We start from the raw sequence: 18068 nt of genomic DNA, 5'->3' as shown, positions 1-18068 counted from the left end.
GGCTTGCATTTTGATATTCCTGCTGTGCCTACTCGTCGTGTTCACAGCAAGGGTTGTCAGCTAAATGGGTTCGGCCACAGCAGTCGCATTCGGCAGCGTTGATATCCGTGTTGCAACAAAAGCAGAATGGTTTTTCGTGATAGCCAATGACCAGGAACTCTTGCCTGCAGATTGGGCAATCTAGCGTTCCACGAAACTCATCGGGTGTATCGACCTCTTCTTCTCGCCATTGCGGCCAGCGTTGGTGCATCCAGCGTTCGAGACGGTGGCTGGCAATCCAGTAAAGGTCTCGCCGGTCGTAGACATGATCCTGGATTGCACGTAGCCGTTCAGGCGTTAGATCATCGGCAAGCCTTTCATTTAGCACTTCATCGACGAAAAAAAGGATGAAGGCCAACGATTCCGACAGTGTTTGTTCGTCTTCTTCTTTGTGGTCGTAACGATGATGCTCAATCCGATTTCGACGACCTTGCATCTTCTCGATCACTTCACGCGACTGCTTGAAAAGTCCGAGCCCAAGGTTATCGAGACGGTTCATCGCCTCTTTTGCACCGACCGTGATTGAGTCATCTTTAACGGGCTTGTCGATATCCCGATAAATAAGCAGGGGGTTGACACGATAAAGCTGCTCCTTGAGGAAAAGCTCTATCGCATGGAAAACTGTCATGATGGCGTGTTTGCGGCTTGAATAGCTCGAATCACGCATGAAGTAGTCGATCCCAACCTGAAGCGAATCAATTGCATTCAGATAGATTTCGCTACGCTGGCTTTTCGCCTGGCCCTTACAGTTTTCCAAGGATTACCCCCAAATCGCCTTGAATCCGTTTGATTGCGAGGTTCAGTTCAACCTGCTTGGCAACCTGCCTTTCCTTGGCGGCCAGGCTTCGCAGACGCCCAAGTTCAGTTTGCAAGCGTTTGGACTCCAGCAGCGCCTGATGACGCTCAGTCGCCTGTTCGCGGGACGACGAAACAGAAAAGACGCCTTTGACGAAAGCCGTTTGCAACGCGATTATGGTATCCATCCAGCCCTGATAAAGCGCGTGAAGCGATGATCGTGGCTGCTTTTCCAGCGGCAAGGCATCGACAAATAGCTGTGCCAGGTCTGGCCGTTCCGGGGAATGCAGGTTGGTCTCCAAGATGTCACCGTCCAGCACAGTCTTCCCAGCTTCGTTTTGCGCCCAGCGTTTATGTGCGAGCGAGATGCTGATACTGCTCTGTGAGTGCACCATCAGAAATGTGGGATAGGGAATGGCACGATGTACCAGTTCAGCGATGCGGTTCGCCTTGCCCAAGGGGCGCAAGCTAATGTTCAGGACAGCAATTTCGAGGTAGTCACGCACCGCGTCTTGGTACGCGGGGATGCCAACTGTCACGGGCTTCAGTGCGGCAAGCCAATGAATGTCTTCGATGCCGTCCGAAATCAGTCGTTTGTCGGCAGCGGTTGGTGCCCCCGATTCAACCAGCATTTTTTTGGGCACGCGCTGATTCACCATGGCAGACGGCGGAAGCCTCATGCCGGAAAGAATCTGCTCGGGAGTCAGGTGCTCAGGGGTACCGCTCACGCCTCCGCTCCCTGGGCATGGCCGGGGAGAACCACCAGGTAGGCCAGCACTTCAAAGTCATTCGAGCCAGCGAACTCGCCCTTCATGGCATGGGTGCCGCCAGGGGAGAACAAGCTGGCAATGGCCCGCTCTTCCGACTTTCCAACGATGGATGACACTGCAGCAGACAAGAGCTTTTGTGCGTGGCGCATGTCTTCGCCTTGCTTGGTGGCACGGTCGAACTGGGCGCACGCGGATGCGTCAGGCAGGTCTCGGCCAAGGCTCAGGCGCTTGAGCCGATCCAAGATGCGCTTGGCTTGCGTGTAGGGCAACAGCACGGTGCCGTCCTCCCCCACGTGCACCAAGTAATGTGGCGCAAGGGGGTAGCCGGGATCGATGGCTTTTTCAGCCGCTGCGTCCTCGGCACGCAGGCAAAAAATGATGCCAGGGGGTATCTCTGCATCGATGCTGGTGGTGACCGCAAAGCAACCCAATGGCAGGGACTCCAGCTTGCCGGGATGCGCTTTGACGAACTCGGCCAGGTCAATGCGGAAGTCGGTCAGTGTCAGGTCGGTGATGGCAACGCCGCTGGACAGGTCTTCCAAATCGATGACGGTCTCTTGCAGCTTGAGCAACTGGTTGCGCCGGTACTCCAGATCGTTCATCTGGTTGCCGGACTGTTGCTCGATGATGTTCTCCTCGCCTGTGGCGGAGATGTCGAGTAGCACCATGCGGCCACTGACGCGCTGCTCCAGGTTGATGTACTCCTCCAACTCGATGTTGGGCCAGAAGTTGACCAGTTGAATGCGGCTGTTGGTGGAGCCAATTCGGTCGATGCGGCCAAAACGCTGGATGATGCGAACAGGGTTCCAGTGAATGTCGTAGTTGATGAGCCAGTCGCAGTCTTGCAGGTTCTGGCCCTCGCTGATGCAGTCCGTGGCGATCAGCAAGTCGATTTCGCCTTCACCGGCCAACTCCTCGGGGCGCTCCTTCGAGCGTGGTGAGAAGGCTGTCAGGATGCTCGTCAGATCACGCCGCAAGCTGGGAAGGGTGGTTTGGTTGCGACCAGACCCGGTGACCAAGGCCGTTTCAAGACCCAACTCTGCTTTGGCCCATCCAGCCAGTTGCTCGTACAGGTAGGTGGCGGTGTCGGCGAAAGCCGTGAACACCATGACCTTGCGGTTTCCGGGATTGATGGGGTTCTTGCACTTGCTGGCTATTTGCTCCCGCAGTTTCAGCAGCTTGTCGTCGCGTGCAATGCTGACTTGCTCTGCCGCCGCATACAGCGTGGCAAGGCGGTTGCGGTCCTCGATCAGGTCTTGTTTCCAGCGCAACAGATCAACATCGCCCAACAGCACCTTGACCTTGCGACCAACCAGCAAGGTTTCAAAGGCCGGGTCATCGATGTCCACGTCTTCGATGTCCAGCTCTTCGATCTCCTCGCTGTGTGCTTCGATCTGTGCCAGGGTTTTTTCGACGTCCTTAAGCTGGCGATGCACCGTCAATGCAAATGACGACACCGCACTTTCCATGCGCTTGAGCACGTTGACGCGCAGCAGGTGAATGAGGCTTTCTTCGCGGTCCACCTGTCGGAAGAAGCTCTCGCCACCACGAATCTGAGTGCTGTACTTGGCGTCGTAGGCAGCCTGCTTGTGGGGCAGAACATAGCGCAGGGGGGCGTAGGCAGCGAGGTTAAGCCGCTTGATTTCCAGGTTGATGTCCCGGATCGAGCGAAACTCGCCAGCCCGGTCTACATCCGCCTTGATGTTGATCGGAGGTAAGCGGTCAGGGAAGCGACCAGTCTCGCTTGTGCCGTAGTACTTTTCAATGTGACGGCGGGAGCGGGCAATGGTCAGGTGGTCGAGCAAGGCGAAGTAGTCAAAGCCGAGCATCTCCACCAGCAGCGAGGGTGTCTTTTCTTCGTTGGGTAACTCAAGCCAGCGGTTGAATGCCTTCTGCGCTCGTCGTGTGGTGCTGTCGATGCTGGCAATGCCGTGCTCAAACAAGGCGGTGTCATCGCCTTCTGTGACGAAGGAGATCTGGTTTCGCAAGTCGGCCAAACGGTTGTTGACCGGCGTGGCCGACAGCATCAGCACACGGGTCTTCACACCCTCGCGGATGATCTTTCGCATCAGCCGGTCATACCGGGTCTCGTTGCCTTGGCGGGGCGATTTCTTGTTGCGGAAGTTGTGCGACTCGTCGATCACCACCAGGTCGTAGTTGCCCCAGTTGATGTGGGACAGGTCGATGTCGCCGGAATGGCCGCCGTCGCGTGACAAATCGGTGTGGTTGAGCACGTCATAGTTCAGGCGATCAGGAGCGAGAACGTTGCGCCGGTCGTTGGCCTTGTAGAGCGTCCAGTTGTCCCGCAGGCGTTTCGGGCAAAGCACCAGCACGCGGTCGTTGCGTAGCTCGTGGTACTTGATGATCGCCAGAGCCTCGAACGTTTTTCCCAAGCCAACGCTGTCAGCGATGATGCAGCCGCCAAACCGCTCCAGCTTGTCAATGGCTCCCACGACACCATCCCGCTGGAACTTGTACAGCTTCTTCCAAACCACCGTGTTGCGAATCCCGGTGGCCGATTTGACGATGCGCTCCTCGTCAAGACCGTCACCGCTGGAGGCAAACAGGCGTTGCAGCATCAACGCATACACGCTGGTGGCGTCTCGATGGGCAGAGAGGCTTTTGACCGCTGCGATCAGGTCGGCTTTAGCTTGGGGGTGTTCCTTCAGCGTGGCCCATTGCATGTCAAACCACTGGCTGAGCATTTGCGCTTCAGCAGGGGTTTCGGACGCCTGAATCAAGCTGAGAGGGTTGCCTGGGGTGACCCCCAAGCCTTCGCTGCTGAACGAAAAGGAGCCGAGTGCAGCCTGTTGTGCGGAGCCTTGTGAATCCCTCAAAACCAAGGTGCCCTGGGGAATGGGGCCGCTGGCGTGACGAACATCGGCTTTGCTTTCGAGCCAAGCAGCCAACTTTCTCGCAAGCCAGGGAGCTTGCAACTTGTTTCGGGAGGCTCGGTCAGCCGCCGTCCCCAACAAGCCCAACTGCTCCTGCTCTGTGCCCTTTGTTGGTGCGGTGGAGGTTGGTGGCACCACCAGGCGCGCATTCGACAGGTGAGGCAGCTCAGTCAAGACTTCGGCGAAGGCATAGAGCGAGAAGGATGGCGACACCATGTCCATCCGATGATTGGGCTTGAGCCAAGGGCGGATCAGGTCCAAAACCCGATCAGATCCAGCGTTACTGACAAACTTCATTGCGCTCCCCCTCGCTCGCGATCCCGTTGATTCTTTTTGCTTCGCTCACGCACTGCCTCCCCAATGCCCCTCGAAGTCGAATGACAGTTGCTTGTGGTGCTTGATCGACAGCAGGAAAAGGGTGCCTTCAACCTGCACGTACAGCACCAGGTAGTGGCTCATCACGTACTCACGCAAGCTGGTCAACGAGGTGCCCACCAGAGCAGCCAGCTTGGACTTCAGTGCGGCAGTGGCGTTGGTGACCTCCGCAGAGCCGACAGCCCGGTTGAAAAAAGGCCGGCCTAGCTCTGGAAACCGTTCCAGGTTGGGCAGCACTGTGCCGAGTAGCTCGTCGATCAGTCCGTCGAATGCCTGAGGAGCTTCCGCCTCGGTCAGGAACTGTTCGATGTCAGCCAGGTTCCGCTCGAAGTTGGCGGTGAGCTTGATGGTCACGCTGTTGGTCATGGGGCTACCGATCTGTCGATAGCGATCAAGCCCGGCGCTTCTTGATGGTTGTCAGTGCCGTGCGAGCATCCTGAACACGTCCAGCCGCTACGTCATCCAGGCCCTTGGATGCTTCGTCGATCAGAAGCAGGTGGATGCGCTCGCGCTCTAGCTGGTGGTAGTAGTCGAGGCGCTTCGCGTCAATGATGGCGATGTAGGCCTCACCGTTTTTGGTGATGAGCTTTTCGGCACCACCCCTGACATCCTCAGCCAGTTCAGAAAAGTTGGCGCGAGCATGGGACAGGGGGATCACGTCGCTGGCTGAGATTGCCATGGGGGCCTCCGGTTGACGAAGATGGTGCAAAATTTTGTACATCTTACCCGCTTACTCATGACCCAATCAACAACTTGGTCGCAAGTGGCGCACAAATAAATAGGGGGTAGCACCTTAGGTGCTACCCCCATGCACGGGTGAACCGATTTATTCAACGAATTGTTGAGCGGGTGCGAGGATTTCCTGGATTTTTTCAGATATGACGTTGAGCTCCTTCAACCGATCTGTCAATTCTTTTTTCAGCCTGCTCTGACTGTCGCAGTCCAAGTCAAAAAGGTCGTGCCCTGTCGTTGATCGGTATAGATTGTTGAGTGAGTTCACGTTTCCACCGATGATGTCATCCAAATGGTGGGAAACGATCTCACTAACAACCATCACCACACGATCCTGATGCAGGCTGAAAAAACCATACTTGTGCCATAAAACATTCAAATCCACCTCGTCAGAGTGCGCGATGTAATTGAGGATTTTGGCAATATTTCGCTCGATTGCAATGGGGTTGCCCTCGAAGTGCAAAGTCAATTTTCCATCTGTAATCATTTCAGCCTCACTCATTGATGACAAAGCCAATAAAAACATTGGCAGCACTGCGGCGTTTGGCGTCGTAGCCCTTCTTAATCAGCACCTGCTTGAAATCCTTTACGCCAATCGGTGACTGATTGTTGTTTTTGGTAAACTGTTTGTAGCTTGCATAGGCTTCTGCTGCAGGAACTACGCCTCCTTCCAATGAGCGGCAGTTGCTCTTGAGCCAAGTGCCCACGGTATCAGCGTCACTCTTCAAAGTGCCCAGGTACTTGATGGTGGACGCAGGCCACAGCAGCTTGCCCAAGCGGTGGTACTTGACCGCACCTTCAATCAGCCAGTTCAGGATGCCGGAGCCCTCCGCCTTCAATTGATCTTCAAGCTGACTGTTGCATTCGTCCCCGGAAAACCGCTTGGTGAAGCGAATGGCAAACAGGCGACGCCACATAGCCTCGTGAGCAAACGATATGCGAGGAAAGTAGTTTGTGCTCAAGAAGATCTTGCACTGCGGTTTGAATGTGGCCTGCTGACCGTAGTTCGGGCGATAGCTAATGGGGTCTGAACCAGTGATGTTTTTGACCAAAGCCTCTTCCAGCTTATCGCCTTCTCCAAACTCGGAGGACGGAACGAAACGCGCACCTGCCAAAGGGGCCAAGGCAGGCGTAGGGGCATTGGGGTTAGTGTTGTGCCTCTTGAGCAGCGAGTAGCTAACGTTAGTGGCGTAACCTCCAAAGATATACGCTATCGTATTGAGCAACACTCCTTTGCCGTTGGAGCCATCGCCGATCAGAACAAACATCACCTGATCTTGGACGTGACCAAACATCGCATAGCCGAAAATAATTTGCAATGCATCGATTAACTCAGCATCGCCATCAGCAATCTGCCCCAAAAATCCCAAGAATTGAGGGCAAGACGCACCTGGAATGTACGGCACCCCCATCTTCTTACTGAAATAGTCCCCAGGCACGGCTGCTCTAATGTGTCCGGTGGTCAGATCTACAGCAGCGAACTTTGCGCTACCCAATCCACGAGGAATTTCGACCGCCACTGTGTCAACACGAGCGTCGAAAGTGCCGGAGCTGATGTGACAACGTGCGTCCGTGCTTGCAAGGCGCATTACTTCTGTCAAACCTGCACTGCTCGCAATCTTGGTACACAGAGGGTGACGAGGGTTATTGCGAACAAAGTCGTGCAGATATCGACGCACCATCCCTTCTGCATTGGCTGGCTGATTGAGCCAAATCCCCGAGCCGTAGGCGTACCATTGTCTATCGTGAGGTGCATATTTCAGGTGTTGGCAAAGGTCCTGAACAAGGATTTCAACAAAGTCGAACATGTTCTCAGGACCGCGTGACCAACTCACATTGGCAGATCCTGCTACCTGGTAGGCCAGGTAGCGTAGCGTCTCCCATGTGATGCCACCCTCCGCCTTCACGCTGTTCCACTGGCGCATCGCCTCGGCTTCCTCGTACTTGATCGAACGACTGGACCACTGCAAGAAAAGCTTCAAGCCGTTTTCCTCGCCCCATGATTTCAACGCCATGCACACCTTGATCCAGATGTCACGGTCCTCGGGTGAAATCTTGCTGAGCCATTCAAGCACCACATCAATTGAAGGCTTTCCGCCTGCACCTGATACTGACGCATCGATAACGGCCACCTCGGCATGGGGATTGATAACGTTCGACACCTCTTCAAGATTCAAATTCATGCCACTCACAAATTCAGTCACAGAGTATCTGGGAAGGCTTTCATCGCAATGAGTCAGCTCGGCTAAAAATGGCTCTTTTGGATTTTTGTGGTTGTAGGTGCCAGGCACGCGCATCACTCGCGCCAAATTGGCCACCTTGGGATCAGAGCCAAACATCGCTGCCAAAGCTTGTTGAATGCGTTTGAATTGATCGAGAGCGCAGTCGCTCACTTTCCAATATACGTGGTAACGACCCGATGACGTTTTAACCACAATATGAGGTCGAAGCTTAAATTTGATCAGCAAATCGCTGAGAGAAATGTGCCTCCAGTCGTCGCCATCATAGTCAAGAAAGAATGCGTTGACCTTAATGACATTCTCGTCCTTGGTTCCCTTGCCATCAGACTGATTTACCATCATGAAGACGGCATTCCCATCTTGGTTGTGCTTAATCAGCGTCGGCCACAGGTCTTTCAAGGTGCCGCGATGCTTCTTCGGTGTCTTGCCTTTCTCAGGTCCTTCGGCAACAGTCAACAGGTCAGCCGTTGCCTTGCCGATCAAGCTGTATTTGAAGCGTCGAGCATCGCTGCGGCGCTTTTCGGCACTCGATTTGGCATGGGTTTGTGCGGATGCGGGAGGCTTTTTCATGACTGACCTCCCTGCTTGCCCTCGCACTCTCCCTCTGTGGTGGAGGAAGTGTAGGGAGTCTCAGCATTTTTATTTTTGTAGTCATTGACTAAAAAAATAGTATTTGCTGGACCTTCCACTCCTTCCATTTTGTCGGGGGAGGCAACCGCCTTGTACGCATTGGCGTTGTTGCGTTCGATGTACGCGTACACCTCATGCAAGTTCCAAAGGTTCTTGCAGCCGGGCCAGCGAACAGGCTGCGGCAGCAGCCCCTTTTTAATGTAGCGGTAACGAGTCGATGCAGAAAGGCCGATGATTGAATCAAGCGTTTTGCTGTCAATCAATTTACGCGGGGCAGTCTCTAAAGGGTCGAGGCTGGCTCCGGGATGAGCGTGATTCGTGCCGCAAAGGCTAGTTTGATGCTCACGCAGAGCATCTGAAAATTTAAATCCATTCATGTTTATCTCCACGGCATGGCCGGGTTTAACAGAAATGGACACAACTCACGGTATTCTAATTTTCAAGCAGAATTTTCGAGTCATTGAGATTTTTTCATCAATGGCTAGGCTGCAAGGATTGCGCCGATTTCAAAATTAAAATGCTTCAAGGAAACCTGAAGCGAGCTAGGCAACAAGGTTTAATTCTGGCAGTGCATATCTCTCCTTCGCACGTGAGGCAGGAATAAGACATGACCTACTTCGTCAGTATTGGTATTGTTGAGCAGAATTTTCAGATCGAGCGTACCGCAATAAGGGCGCTGACCAGGCTGCTGCGAATCGGCCAAGCTTCGTTGGCAGTGAGACAGATACCAAGTGACCTTGGCACTTTGATTCGTATAGTTGTTGATTTACTCAACTTGCTGCGCCAGATTGTGCCATGGCAAGGCAGGGAGTGCAACTCTCGCGCACGCTAGCTACTAACTTTCGACAGGCACGTGGCTGCCCAGTCGTTCATCATCTTGAGCCGCTTGTCGAACATGTCTCCACGACGATAAGCTGCCTCTACCTTGTTAGACACCGTGTGGGCCAAGGCCATTTCGGCCATCTCTGCCGGAAAGTCGGTCGCCTCGGCTGCCCAGTCTCTGAAGGTGGAGCGAAAGCCATGCACTGTCAGGTCCTTGCGTCCCATCCGCCTCAGCACCGCAGTCAAGGTCATGTCGGATAACGGCTTGCGGTCACGGATGCTTGGGAAGACCACTTTTTCACCATCTTTCCTGAAAGGCTTCAGCTCCTTGAGCAGCGCAGTTGCAGGATGACTTAGGGGAATGCGGTGTTCACGGCCAGCCTTCATGCGCTCAGCCGGGATGACCCACAGTTCATTCTCAAGGTCCACCTCATCCCAGGTCATGCCGCGAACCTCGCCTGATCGCGCGGCGGTCAAGATGGTGAACTGCAAAGCGAGCGCACCGATGCCCGGTTGCCCTGACAGAGCTTTCATGAAGTCGCCCACTTCTTTCCACGGCAGAGCGGCGAAATGCTGAACGCGAGCCACCTTGCCCCTCGCTGGTAGCAACGTGTCGAGGTGGCCTTTCCAGCGCGCAGGATTCTCTCCTGTGCGGTACTTGCGAACGGTGGCCCAGTCCAGAATGGCTTCCACGCGCCCCCTCAGGCGTGAAGCCGTTTCTGCCTTGGTTGCCCAAATGGGTTCCAACACTTTCATGACGTGCGGTGTGTCCACCTTGTCAACGGGCAGCTTTCCCATAACCGGGGAAGCGTAAGTCTTGATGGTGTTCGCCCACTGGTCGGAGTGCTTGGGGTTTTTCCATCCGGCTTTGTGAGCAGAGATGTACTGCGTTGCACACCAGTCAAAGTCAACAGACTTGGCCGATTCCGCTGCGGCTTGCGCCATCGCCTCGCGTCTTTCTTGTACAGGGTCAGTGCCCTGGAGGATCTGGCGCTTGAGCATCAAGGCTTTTTCCCGAGCGTCGGCCAATGTCACAACAGGGTAGGAGCCCAAGCCGGTCCATTTCTCACGGCCTTGAAACGTGTATCGCAAGATCCAAGACTTCGATCCGTGATCGGTCACCTTGAGCCAAAGGCCGGCTCCGTCGCCATGCAGCCCCGGCTCCTTGAGCCTTGCTACTTGCATTTGCGTCAGCTTGTTTGCCCTTGCCATCTTCCCCCCCCCCTCCGGGTGTCCGTTACGGGTGGAATCATAACTGATCGTTCTACGCCGTGTTATACGGAAAAATCAGTGCAAGGGCTTGAAATGGTTTGACGCCGTTTGATGAGGTCGCCAGGATTTTTGGGTGTATTGTATTGATTTCATTGGGTATTTTGTTTTGTTCTTTGACCTGTTTTGAACTGGCGTGAAGTGCGGGTTATAAGGACGCCCTCTCCGCCAAAATCAAAAACCCTTGTAAGTCAAAGGCTTACAAGGGTTTTTTGTTGTTGATTGTTGAAATCGGTCTTCGACCGTCACAGAGGTATCCCTTGGAAGGATTGGCATTTCAAGTCAACATCGGCGCTGTGCGCAGTCGAATCGGTGAACTCAAGGTCAGCCTGGCGGTCGATGAGAACGGCCAAGGTCAGGTGCATGTTTTCGCTATCGACCCGACCGACCTGCGCAAAGCCGGCGTGCTGTTGACCCTGGGCGAAGACGGCCTGACCCAGTTCGACGATTTGTTGGAGAAAGTCTATGAGGTGGCCCACCAGCTGAAGACGGATGGACGCATGAAAACGCTCAAGCGGGCTTGACAGGCTCGCGGCCCACAAACCCCGCTCAGTGACGATGACCTGCCGACCGCCCTGTCACACGAACAGCCGGGGCAATGCCAATGCTCATTCCCACTCAATCGTCGCCGGTGGTTTGCTGGACACGTCGTAGGTCACGCGGTTGATGCCACGCACTTCGTTGATGATGCGGCCCGATACGCGTTTGAGCAGGCTGTAAGGCAGCTCCGCCCAGTCGGCGGTCATGAAGTCGCTGGTGCAGACCGCGCGCAGCGCCACCACGTAGTCGTAGGTGCGGCCATCACCCATCACGCCCACGCTCTTGACCGGCAGGAACACGGTGAAGGCCTGGCTGGTCAGGTCGTACCAGCTCTTGCCGCTGATGGGGTCGATGGTGGAACGCAGCTCTTCGATGAAGATGGCGTCGGCGCGGCGCAGCAGGTCGGCATATTCCTTCTTCACTTCACCCAAAATGCGCACGCCCAAGCCCGGGCCCGGGAAGGGGTGGCGGTACACCATGTCGTGCGGCAGGCCCAGGGCCACGCCGAGTTCGCGGACCTCGTCCTTGAACAGGTCGCGCAGCGGCTCCAGCAGCTTCAGGCCCAGTTGTTCCGGCAGACCGCCCACGTTGTGGTGGCTCTTGATGGTCACGGCCTTCTTGCTCTTGGCGCCGCCGGACTCGATCACGTCCGGGTAGATGGTGCCCTGGGCCAGCCACTTGGCGCCTTTGGCGCCGTCGCCCTTGAGCTTGGCCGCCTCAGCCTTGAACACGTCCACGAACAGGCCGCCGATGATCTTGCGCTTCTTCTCCGGGTCGGTGACACCGGCCAGTTGCCCCAGGAACAGGTCGCTGGCGTCCACGCGGATCACCTTGGCGTGCAGCTTGCCTTCAAACATGTCCATCACCATGTCGCCCTCGTGCAGGCGCAGCAGGCCGTGGTCCACGAACACGCAGGTCAGCTGGTCGCCAATGGCGCGGTGGATCAGCGCGGCCGCCACCGACGAATCGACGCCGCCGGACAGGCCCAGGATCACCTCTTCGTCACCCACCTGCTCGCGGATCTTCTGCACCGCTTCTTCGATGTGGTCGCGCATGACCCAGTCGGCGCGGGTGCCGCAGATGTCCAGCACAAAGCGCTCCAGCATGGCGCGGCCCTGCACGGTGTGCGTCACCTCCGGGTGGAACTGCACCGCATAGAAACGGCGGGCTTCGTCGGCCATGCCGGCGATGGGGCAGGAATCGGTGCTGGCCATGAGCTTGAAACCCGGCGGCAGTTCGGTCACCTTGTCGCCGTGGCTCATCCACACCCTGAGCATGCCGTGGCCCTCGGGGGTGGTGAAGTCCACGATGTCTTTCAACAGGTTCGTGTGGCCGCGCGCGCGCACCTCGGCATAACCGAATTCGCGGGTGTGGCCGGCCTCGACCTTGCCGCCCAATTGCTGCGCCATGGTCTGCATGCCGTAGCAAATGCCCAGCACCGGCACGCCCAGTTCGAATACCGCGTCCGGCGCCTTGTCGTCCACTTCGTAGACGCTGGCATGGCTGCCCGACAGGATCACCCCTTTGAGCTGACCGTCGGCGGCGTAGTCACGCACCCAGTCGCTGCTCACGTCGCAGGGGTGCACTTCGCAGTACACGTGCGCCTCGCGCACACGCCGGGCGATCAGCTGGGTGACCTGGGAGCCAAAATCGAGGATGAGGATTTTCTGGTGTTGCATGGCGTGTGTGCGGGTGTCGCGGCAAGAGAATCGCAAAAAACGCGAAAGGCCGCCCCGAAGGACGGCCCTTGTGGGCCCCAGGGCGGGCCCGGTGTCAGTCGGCGCGGTAGTTCGGCGCTTCCTTGGTGATCTGCACGTCGTGCACGTGGCTTTCGCGGATGCCGGCCGAAGTGATTTCCACGAACTCGGCGCGTTGGTGCATCTCGCCAATGGTGGCGCAGCCGCAGTAACCCATGGAGGCACGGATGCCGCCGGCCATCTGGAAGATGATGGAGACAACTGACCCCTTGTAAGGCACGCGGCCTTCGATGCCCTCGGGCACCAGCTTGTCGGCGTTGGGGTTGCCGGTGCTGCTTTCCTGGAAGTAGCGGTCGGCGCTGCCCTGCTGCATCGCGCCGATGCTGCCCATGCCGCGGTAGCTCTTGTAGCTGCGGCCCTGGTAAAGCACGATCTCGCCCGGCGCCTCTTCGGTGCCGGCGAACATGCCGCCCATCATCACGGTGCCCGCGCCGGCCGCGATCGCCTTGGCGATGTCACCGCTGTAGCGGATGCCGCCGTCGGCGATCAGCGGCACGCCGGTGCCCTGCAGCGCGGTGGCCACGTTGTCGATGGCGGTGATCTGCGGCACACCGACACCGGCCACGATGCGGGTGGTGCAGATGGAGCCCGGGCCAATGCCCACTTTGACGCCGTCGGCCCCGGCCTCCACCAACGCCAGTGCGGCCGCGCCGGTGGCGATGTTGCCACCGATGACCTGCACCTGCGGGTAGTGCTGCTTGACCCAGCGCACGCGGTCGATCACGCCTTTGCTGTGGCCGTGCGCGGTGTCCACCACGATGGCGTCCACCCCGGCCTTGACCAGCGCCTCGACCCGTTCTTCGGTGCCGGCGCCCACACCCACCGCCGCACCCACGCGCAGGCGGCCGGCGGCGTCGCGCGCGGCGTTGGGGAAGTTGAGCTGTTTGGTGATGTCCTTGACGGTGATCAGGCCCTGCAGTTCAAAGCCGTTCTTCACCACCAGCAGGCGCTCCAGCTTGTGCTTGTTCAGCAGCGCTTTGGCCTCTTCCGGGGTGGTGCCTTCGGGCACCGTGACCAGCCGCTCCTGTGGCGTCATGATTTCGGTGACCGGCAGATCGTAGCGGGTCTCGAAGCGCAGGTCGCGGCCGGTGACGATGCCGACCACTTTGCCGCCCTCGACCACCGGGAAGCCGGAGACACCCAACTCGTCGGACAGCGCCATGACCTGGCGCACCGTGGTGCCGGGGCTGATCACCACCGGGTCGCGCAGGACGCCGGACTCGTAGCGCTTGACCTTGGCCACCTGGGCGGCCTGTTCTTGCGCCGACAGGTTTTTGTGCACGATGCCAATGCCGCCTTCCTGGGCGATGGCAATGGCCAGCCGCGCCTCGGTCACCGTGTCCATGGCCGCCGAGACCAGGGGCAGGTTCAGGGTGATGTCGCGGGTGAACTGGGTCGCGAGGGATGTGTCCTTGGGCAGGACCTGGGAGTACGCGGGCACCAGCAACACGTCGTCGAAGGTGAGCGCTTTACCGAGTAGGCGCATGTAGGAAGCTCCAAAAACACTATTGTACTGGGACCGCAGACCCGAGCCGCTCAGTACCCCGGCTTGGCGCCCGGCCGCTTGCTGGCGAACAGGCCAGCGGCCTTGGCGCCCTGGCGTTGGAAACGCTCGCGCCGCGCCACCTTGGGGTCCACCCGCAGCGGGCGGTACAGCTCGATCCGGTCCCGGTCGCGCAAGGGCGTGTCCAGGCCGGCCTGGCGGCCCCAGATGCCCAACGTCAGCCGGTCGGGGCCGGCGGCGTGCAGGCGCGGCAGCAGCGGCCAACCGGTGGCGGTCAGGGCCTGGGCGGCGGTGGCGCCGTCGGGCAACTCCAGCGCGACCTCCTGCACGGCTTGCGGGCCGTCCGCCCACACCACGGTGATGCGCATGGTGCCGCCCCCCTCACGCGCCGTACACCTGGTCGGCACGCTTGACGAAGGCGTCCACCAGGCTGCCGGCGATCTTGTCGAACACCGGGCCCACCAACGCAGCCAGGGTGGCACTGGAAAACCCGTAGTTCAGGGTGAATTCGATCTTGCAGGCGCGCTGCGTGCCGTCGCCCACCGGCTTGAACTCCCAGGTGCCGTGCATGTGCGAAAACGGCCCGTCCACCAGCTCCAGGTGGATGCGGCGGTCGGTGATGTGGGTGTTGCGGGTGGTGAAGCTTTTTTTCAGGCCACCGATGGACATGCCAATGGACGCCACCATGCCGTCGGCCGTGGTTTCCAGCACCTGGCCCGAGCTGCACCAGGGCAGAAACTCCGGGTAGCGGGGCACATCGGTGACCAGCGCGAACATTTCGTGCGCGCTGTGCCAGATCAAAACTGTCTTGTGTACGCTTTTCATACAATCGTTGGCCGTGCCCGGGATTGTAGAGGTCGCGGGGCACCCCCATATCCACACCATGTCCGCCAAACCGAAAACCAAAACCCCCGACCGCGACAGCCGCATCGCCGAAAACAAGAAGGCCGCCTTCAACTACCACTTCGAGGAGCGGCACGAGTGCGGCCTGGTGCTGGAGGGCTGGGAGGTCAAGGCACTGCGCGCCAGCAAGGTGCAGCTGACCGAGGGGTATGTGGTCATCCGCGAAGGCGAACTGTTCCTGATCGGTTGCCTGATCAACCCCTTGCGCACCGCGTCCACCCACGTCAACGCCGAAAGCGCGCGCACCCGCAAGCTGCTGATGCACCGCGAGGAAATCCGCCGGCTGGTGGGCAAGGTGGAGCAAAAAGGCTACACCCTGGTGCCCCTGAACCTGCACTGGAAAAACGGCCGGGTGAAGTGCGAGATTGCGCTGGCCAAGGGCAAGGGCGAGCACGACAAGCGCGACACCATCAAGGACCGGGAAGGCAAGCGCGAGGTGGAGCGTGCGATGAAGAGCCGCCACCGCTGAGCCACCCCATCCCGGCGACCACCAGCCCACGGGCCGCGCAGGCCCGCCGGGTGCTGGGCCGTCAGGCCAGGGCGCGCAGTGGGTGGGCGTGGGCCGGCCAGGGGCTGACGAAAAACGGGGCCACCATGTCGGGCGTCACGTCTTCGATGCGCGGCGGGTTCCAGCGCGGGCTGTGGTCTTTGTCCACCGCCAGGGCGCGGATGCCTTCCACCGTTTCGCTGCTCGTGCCGCTGCGCTGCAGGTGGCCGGTCTGGAAGCAGTGGCGCACCAGGTCGCGTTCCATGCGCAGGTCGTCGGCCAGGTTCATGCGGCGGGCGCGCCGCACCTGCTCCAGCACCACGTGCAGCATGAGCGGGCTGCGGGTGCGCAGCACCTCCAGGGCTTGGGCCGCACCGGCGGTGGGCATGCGCGCCAGCGCGGCCACGATGGCCGGTACGCTGGCCTCGCCAAACGCCGCTTCCACCTCGGCGGTCAGCAGCGGCGCGTCGGCGGCCACCCGCCGTACCCAGCCGGCTGCGTCCATCCAGCGCTGCCAGGCGGCGGCAAAGGCCTCGGGGTTGGGCGCGTCGATCTGTTGCAAGGCGGTCCAGGCGTCCGGCAGGCGGTCGGCCGGGGCGATCACGTCGGCCAGGCCGTAGGCCACCGCTTCGGCGGCGCCCATGACATGGCCCGTCAGCGCGAGGTACTCGCCCACATGGCCGGGGCAGCGGCTCAGGAAGTAGCCACCGCCCACGTCCGGGAACAGGCCGATGTGGGTTTCCGGCATGGCCATTTTGGTGTGTTCCGTCACCACCCGCACCGAGCCGCCCTGGCTGATGCCCATGCCACCGCCCATGACGATGCCGTCCATGAAGGCGAGGTAAGGCTTGGGGTAGGTGAAGATCAGGTGGTTGAGGGCGTATTCCTCGGTGAAGAAATCCTCCAACGCCGGGTCGCCCTGGGTCGCCGCCTGGTGGAAAAACCGGATGTCGCCGCCGGCGCAGAAAGCGCCAAACGGGCCGTGCTTGCCGCTGCCGCGCACCGCCACGGCGCGCACGGTGGGGTCGTCGCGCCAGGCGGTGAGCGCCGCTGACAGCGCCCGCACCATGGGCAGGCTCAGGGCGTTGAGCGCCTTGGGGCGGTTCAGGGTCAGCAGGCCAACGCCGTGGGGGCTGACTTCAGCGACGACCTCCGGGGTGTTCCAGTTCATGCGGGTCTCCAGTGTGTTCGGTTACCAGGGTTTGGATGCGGTAGTGCCCCTCGCGCTCGCGCCAGCCCAGCCATTCGTTGGCCACCAAGGCGCCCAGCACCAACGCGCCGCCCTGCAGCACATAGGGTTGCGGCACCTCGTTGGCGCCCAGCCAGGCCAGGGCGATACCGAACAGCACCTCCAGCAGCGCCAGCAGGGACATCTCGGGCGGGCTCAGCGACCGGGCACAGAGCACGGCCAGCACACAGGGGATGGCCAATTGTCCCAGCCCCAGGCCGGCCAGCAGGGTCACATCGTGGACACTGGCGCCCAGCGGCCAGGCCAGCGGCAGCGCGAAGAGCGACGACAGCAGCGCCCCGATCAGCACCGCCGGCACCAGGTCCACCTGGTGGCCCGCCGCCTGGCTGCGCTGCACCAGGTTCCAGTTGACGGCGCCGCCGATGGGCGCGCCCAGGGCCACCAGCGTGCCCAGCCAGTGGCCGCCGTCCAGCTGCTGGCCGAACATCCAGCCGATGCCCAGCCCGGCCACCGCGATGGCGCCCCAAGTGCGCGGCGTCAGGCGCTGGCGGAACAGCAAGCGCGACACCAGCGCGGTGAACAGCGGCCCGGCCGCCAGCGTGATGAGCACGTTGGCCACCGAAGTGAGCGCCAGGCCCAGCATGAAGGCGGTAAACATCACCGCCCAGCATGCGCCCGAAGCCCACAGCACCCAGCCTTCCTGGCGCATGCGGCGCCAGACGCCCCAACCTTGCCACAGCGGCAGGATGACCAGCAGCGACAGCAGCGTGAAGAAGCTGCGCCAGAAGGTGATCTCAAAGGCCTGGGCCTGCTCCAGTTGGCGGGTCACCACCCCGGCGGTGGCCCAGAGGAAGGTGACCAGCACCATCAGGCCCACGGCCCGACCGTGGCGCAGGGTCATGCGCCTTCGCGGCTGGCACGCTTGCGGTCGTGCTCTTTCAGGAAGCGCTTGCGCAGGCGCACGCTCTTGGGCGTGATCTCGACCAGCTCGTCGTCCTCGATGAACTCGACCCCGTACTCCAGCGTCAGCTCGATCGGCGGGGTGATCTTCACCGCGTCTTCCTTGCCCGACACGCGGAAGTTGGTCAGCTGCTTGGTGCGGGTGGCGTTGACGATGAGGTC

The 18068-nt window shown here is 59.6% G+C and carries 18 protein-coding genes and 1 pseudogene; 3 read left to right on the top strand and 16 right to left on the bottom strand.

From position 1 onward, the window contains the following. Positions 1–28: 28 nt before the first annotated feature. From HA630_RS12480 to HA630_RS12445, 8 genes are all read right to left on the bottom strand, one after another. Complete coding sequence (locus HA630_RS12480) at positions 29–796, bottom strand: hypothetical protein (RefSeq protein ID WP_166835134.1); 768 nt, start codon at positions 794–796, stop codon at positions 29–31. Continuing rightward, positions 783–1562: a DUF4391 domain-containing protein gene (locus HA630_RS12475; RefSeq protein ID WP_371809247.1), complete on the bottom strand. Its 780-nt coding sequence runs from the start codon at positions 1560–1562 to the stop codon at positions 783–785. Before HA630_RS12475 ends, HA630_RS12480 begins: the two co-directional genes overlap by 14 nt. After that, a complete protein-coding gene (locus tag HA630_RS12470) occupies positions 1559–4795 on the bottom strand; it encodes a helicase-related protein (protein ID WP_166835132.1) in 3237 nt (1078 codons plus the stop codon). Before HA630_RS12470 ends, HA630_RS12475 begins: the two co-directional genes overlap by 4 nt. Before the next feature lie 45 nt (positions 4796–4840). Beyond that, positions 4841–5239: a type II toxin-antitoxin system RelE/ParE family toxin gene (locus HA630_RS12465; protein ID WP_166835130.1), complete on the bottom strand. Its 399-nt coding sequence runs from the start codon at positions 5237–5239 to the stop codon at positions 4841–4843. Positions 5240–5264: 25 nt separating this feature from the next. Further along, entirely contained in the window at positions 5265–5552 is a 288-nt protein-coding gene (locus HA630_RS12460) for a type II toxin-antitoxin system Phd/YefM family antitoxin (RefSeq protein WP_166835128.1), read from the bottom strand. A 147-nt stretch (positions 5553–5699) separates the two neighbouring features. Continuing rightward, positions 5700–6107: a hypothetical protein gene (locus tag HA630_RS12455; protein ID WP_166835126.1), complete on the bottom strand. Its 408-nt coding sequence runs from the start codon at positions 6105–6107 to the stop codon at positions 5700–5702. Further along, the gene (locus tag HA630_RS12450) at positions 6100–8415 is read right to left on the bottom strand and encodes a phage/plasmid primase, P4 family (RefSeq protein WP_166835124.1); all 2316 of its coding nucleotides are present in this window, start codon (positions 8413–8415) and stop codon (positions 6100–6102) included. The genes HA630_RS12455 and HA630_RS12450 overlap by 8 nt, the downstream gene beginning before the upstream one ends. Further along, positions 8412–8852 carry an AlpA family transcriptional regulator gene (locus tag HA630_RS12445; protein WP_166835122.1) on the bottom strand — a complete coding sequence of 147 codons (441 nt, stop codon included), beginning with the start codon at positions 8850–8852 and terminating at the stop codon, positions 8412–8414. Before HA630_RS12445 ends, HA630_RS12450 begins: the two co-directional genes overlap by 4 nt. Before the next feature lie 230 nt (positions 8853–9082). On the opposite strand from HA630_RS12445, the gene HA630_RS12440 reads away from it, so the two are divergent. Then, entirely contained in the window at positions 9083–9307 is a 225-nt protein-coding gene (locus tag HA630_RS12440) for a hypothetical protein (protein ID WP_166835120.1), read from the top strand. Here the strand turns inward: HA630_RS12440 and HA630_RS12435 are convergent. After that, entirely contained in the window at positions 9304–10509 is a 1206-nt protein-coding gene (locus HA630_RS12435) for a site-specific integrase (RefSeq protein WP_166835118.1), read from the bottom strand. The genes HA630_RS12440 and HA630_RS12435 overlap by 4 nt on opposite strands. A 317-nt stretch (positions 10510–10826) precedes the next feature. Here HA630_RS12435 and HA630_RS12430 point away from each other — a divergent pair, with 317 nt between their 5' ends. Next, complete coding sequence (locus HA630_RS12430) at positions 10827–11090, top strand: hypothetical protein (protein WP_166835116.1); 264 nt, start codon at positions 10827–10829, stop codon at positions 11088–11090. Positions 11091–11174: 84 nt separating this feature from the next. Here HA630_RS12430 and guaA read toward each other — a convergent pair whose 3' ends face one another. The 4 genes from guaA to HA630_RS12410 all read right to left on the bottom strand — a co-directional run bounded on the left by guaA (position 11175) and on the right by HA630_RS12410 (position 15192). Then, positions 11175–12785: a glutamine-hydrolyzing GMP synthase gene (guaA, locus tag HA630_RS12425; RefSeq protein WP_166833599.1), complete on the bottom strand. Its 1611-nt coding sequence runs from the start codon at positions 12783–12785 to the stop codon at positions 11175–11177. A gap of 94 nt (positions 12786–12879) precedes the next feature. Beyond that, positions 12880–14349, bottom strand: a complete 1470-nt coding sequence (gene guaB, locus HA630_RS12420) for an IMP dehydrogenase (RefSeq protein WP_166833601.1) — start codon at positions 14347–14349, stop codon at positions 12880–12882. 50 nt (positions 14350–14399) lie between these two features. Further along, positions 14400–14735 carry an RnfH family protein gene (locus HA630_RS12415; RefSeq protein ID WP_166833603.1) on the bottom strand — a complete coding sequence of 112 codons (336 nt, stop codon included), beginning with the start codon at positions 14733–14735 and terminating at the stop codon, positions 14400–14402. A gap of 13 nt (positions 14736–14748) precedes the next feature. Next, positions 14749–15192, bottom strand: a complete 444-nt coding sequence (locus HA630_RS12410; RefSeq protein WP_166833605.1) for a type II toxin-antitoxin system RatA family toxin — start codon at positions 15190–15192, stop codon at positions 14749–14751. Positions 15193–15250: 58 nt separating this feature from the next. Here HA630_RS12410 and smpB point away from each other — a divergent pair, with 58 nt between their 5' ends. Beyond that, positions 15251–15739, top strand: coding sequence for an SsrA-binding protein SmpB (smpB, locus tag HA630_RS12405; protein ID WP_166833608.1), 489 nt, complete (start codon positions 15251–15253; stop codon positions 15737–15739). A gap of 61 nt (positions 15740–15800) precedes the next feature. On the opposite strand, the gene HA630_RS12400 is transcribed toward smpB, so the two are convergent. The 3 genes and pseudogenes from HA630_RS12400 to HA630_RS12390 form a co-directional block, all read right to left on the bottom strand. Then, on the bottom strand, positions 15801–16928 hold the full coding sequence (locus tag HA630_RS12400) for an enoyl-CoA hydratase/isomerase family protein (protein ID WP_166833610.1): 1128 nt from the start codon (positions 16926–16928) through the stop codon (positions 15801–15803). Beyond that, positions 16897–17847: a DMT family transporter gene (locus HA630_RS12395; RefSeq protein WP_166833612.1), complete on the bottom strand. Its 951-nt coding sequence runs from the start codon at positions 17845–17847 to the stop codon at positions 16897–16899. Before HA630_RS12395 ends, HA630_RS12400 begins: the two co-directional genes overlap by 32 nt. Further along, positions 17844–18068 (bottom strand): annotated as a pseudogene (locus HA630_RS12390) (translational GTPase TypA); the annotation flags it as partial. The gene HA630_RS12395 and the pseudogene HA630_RS12390, both read right to left, overlap by 4 nt.

The organism is Aquabacterium sp. A08 (genome assembly GCF_011742065.1).
Note: the sequence above shows the minus strand (reverse complement) of the source record. Positions and strands in the feature narration are given on the sequence as shown.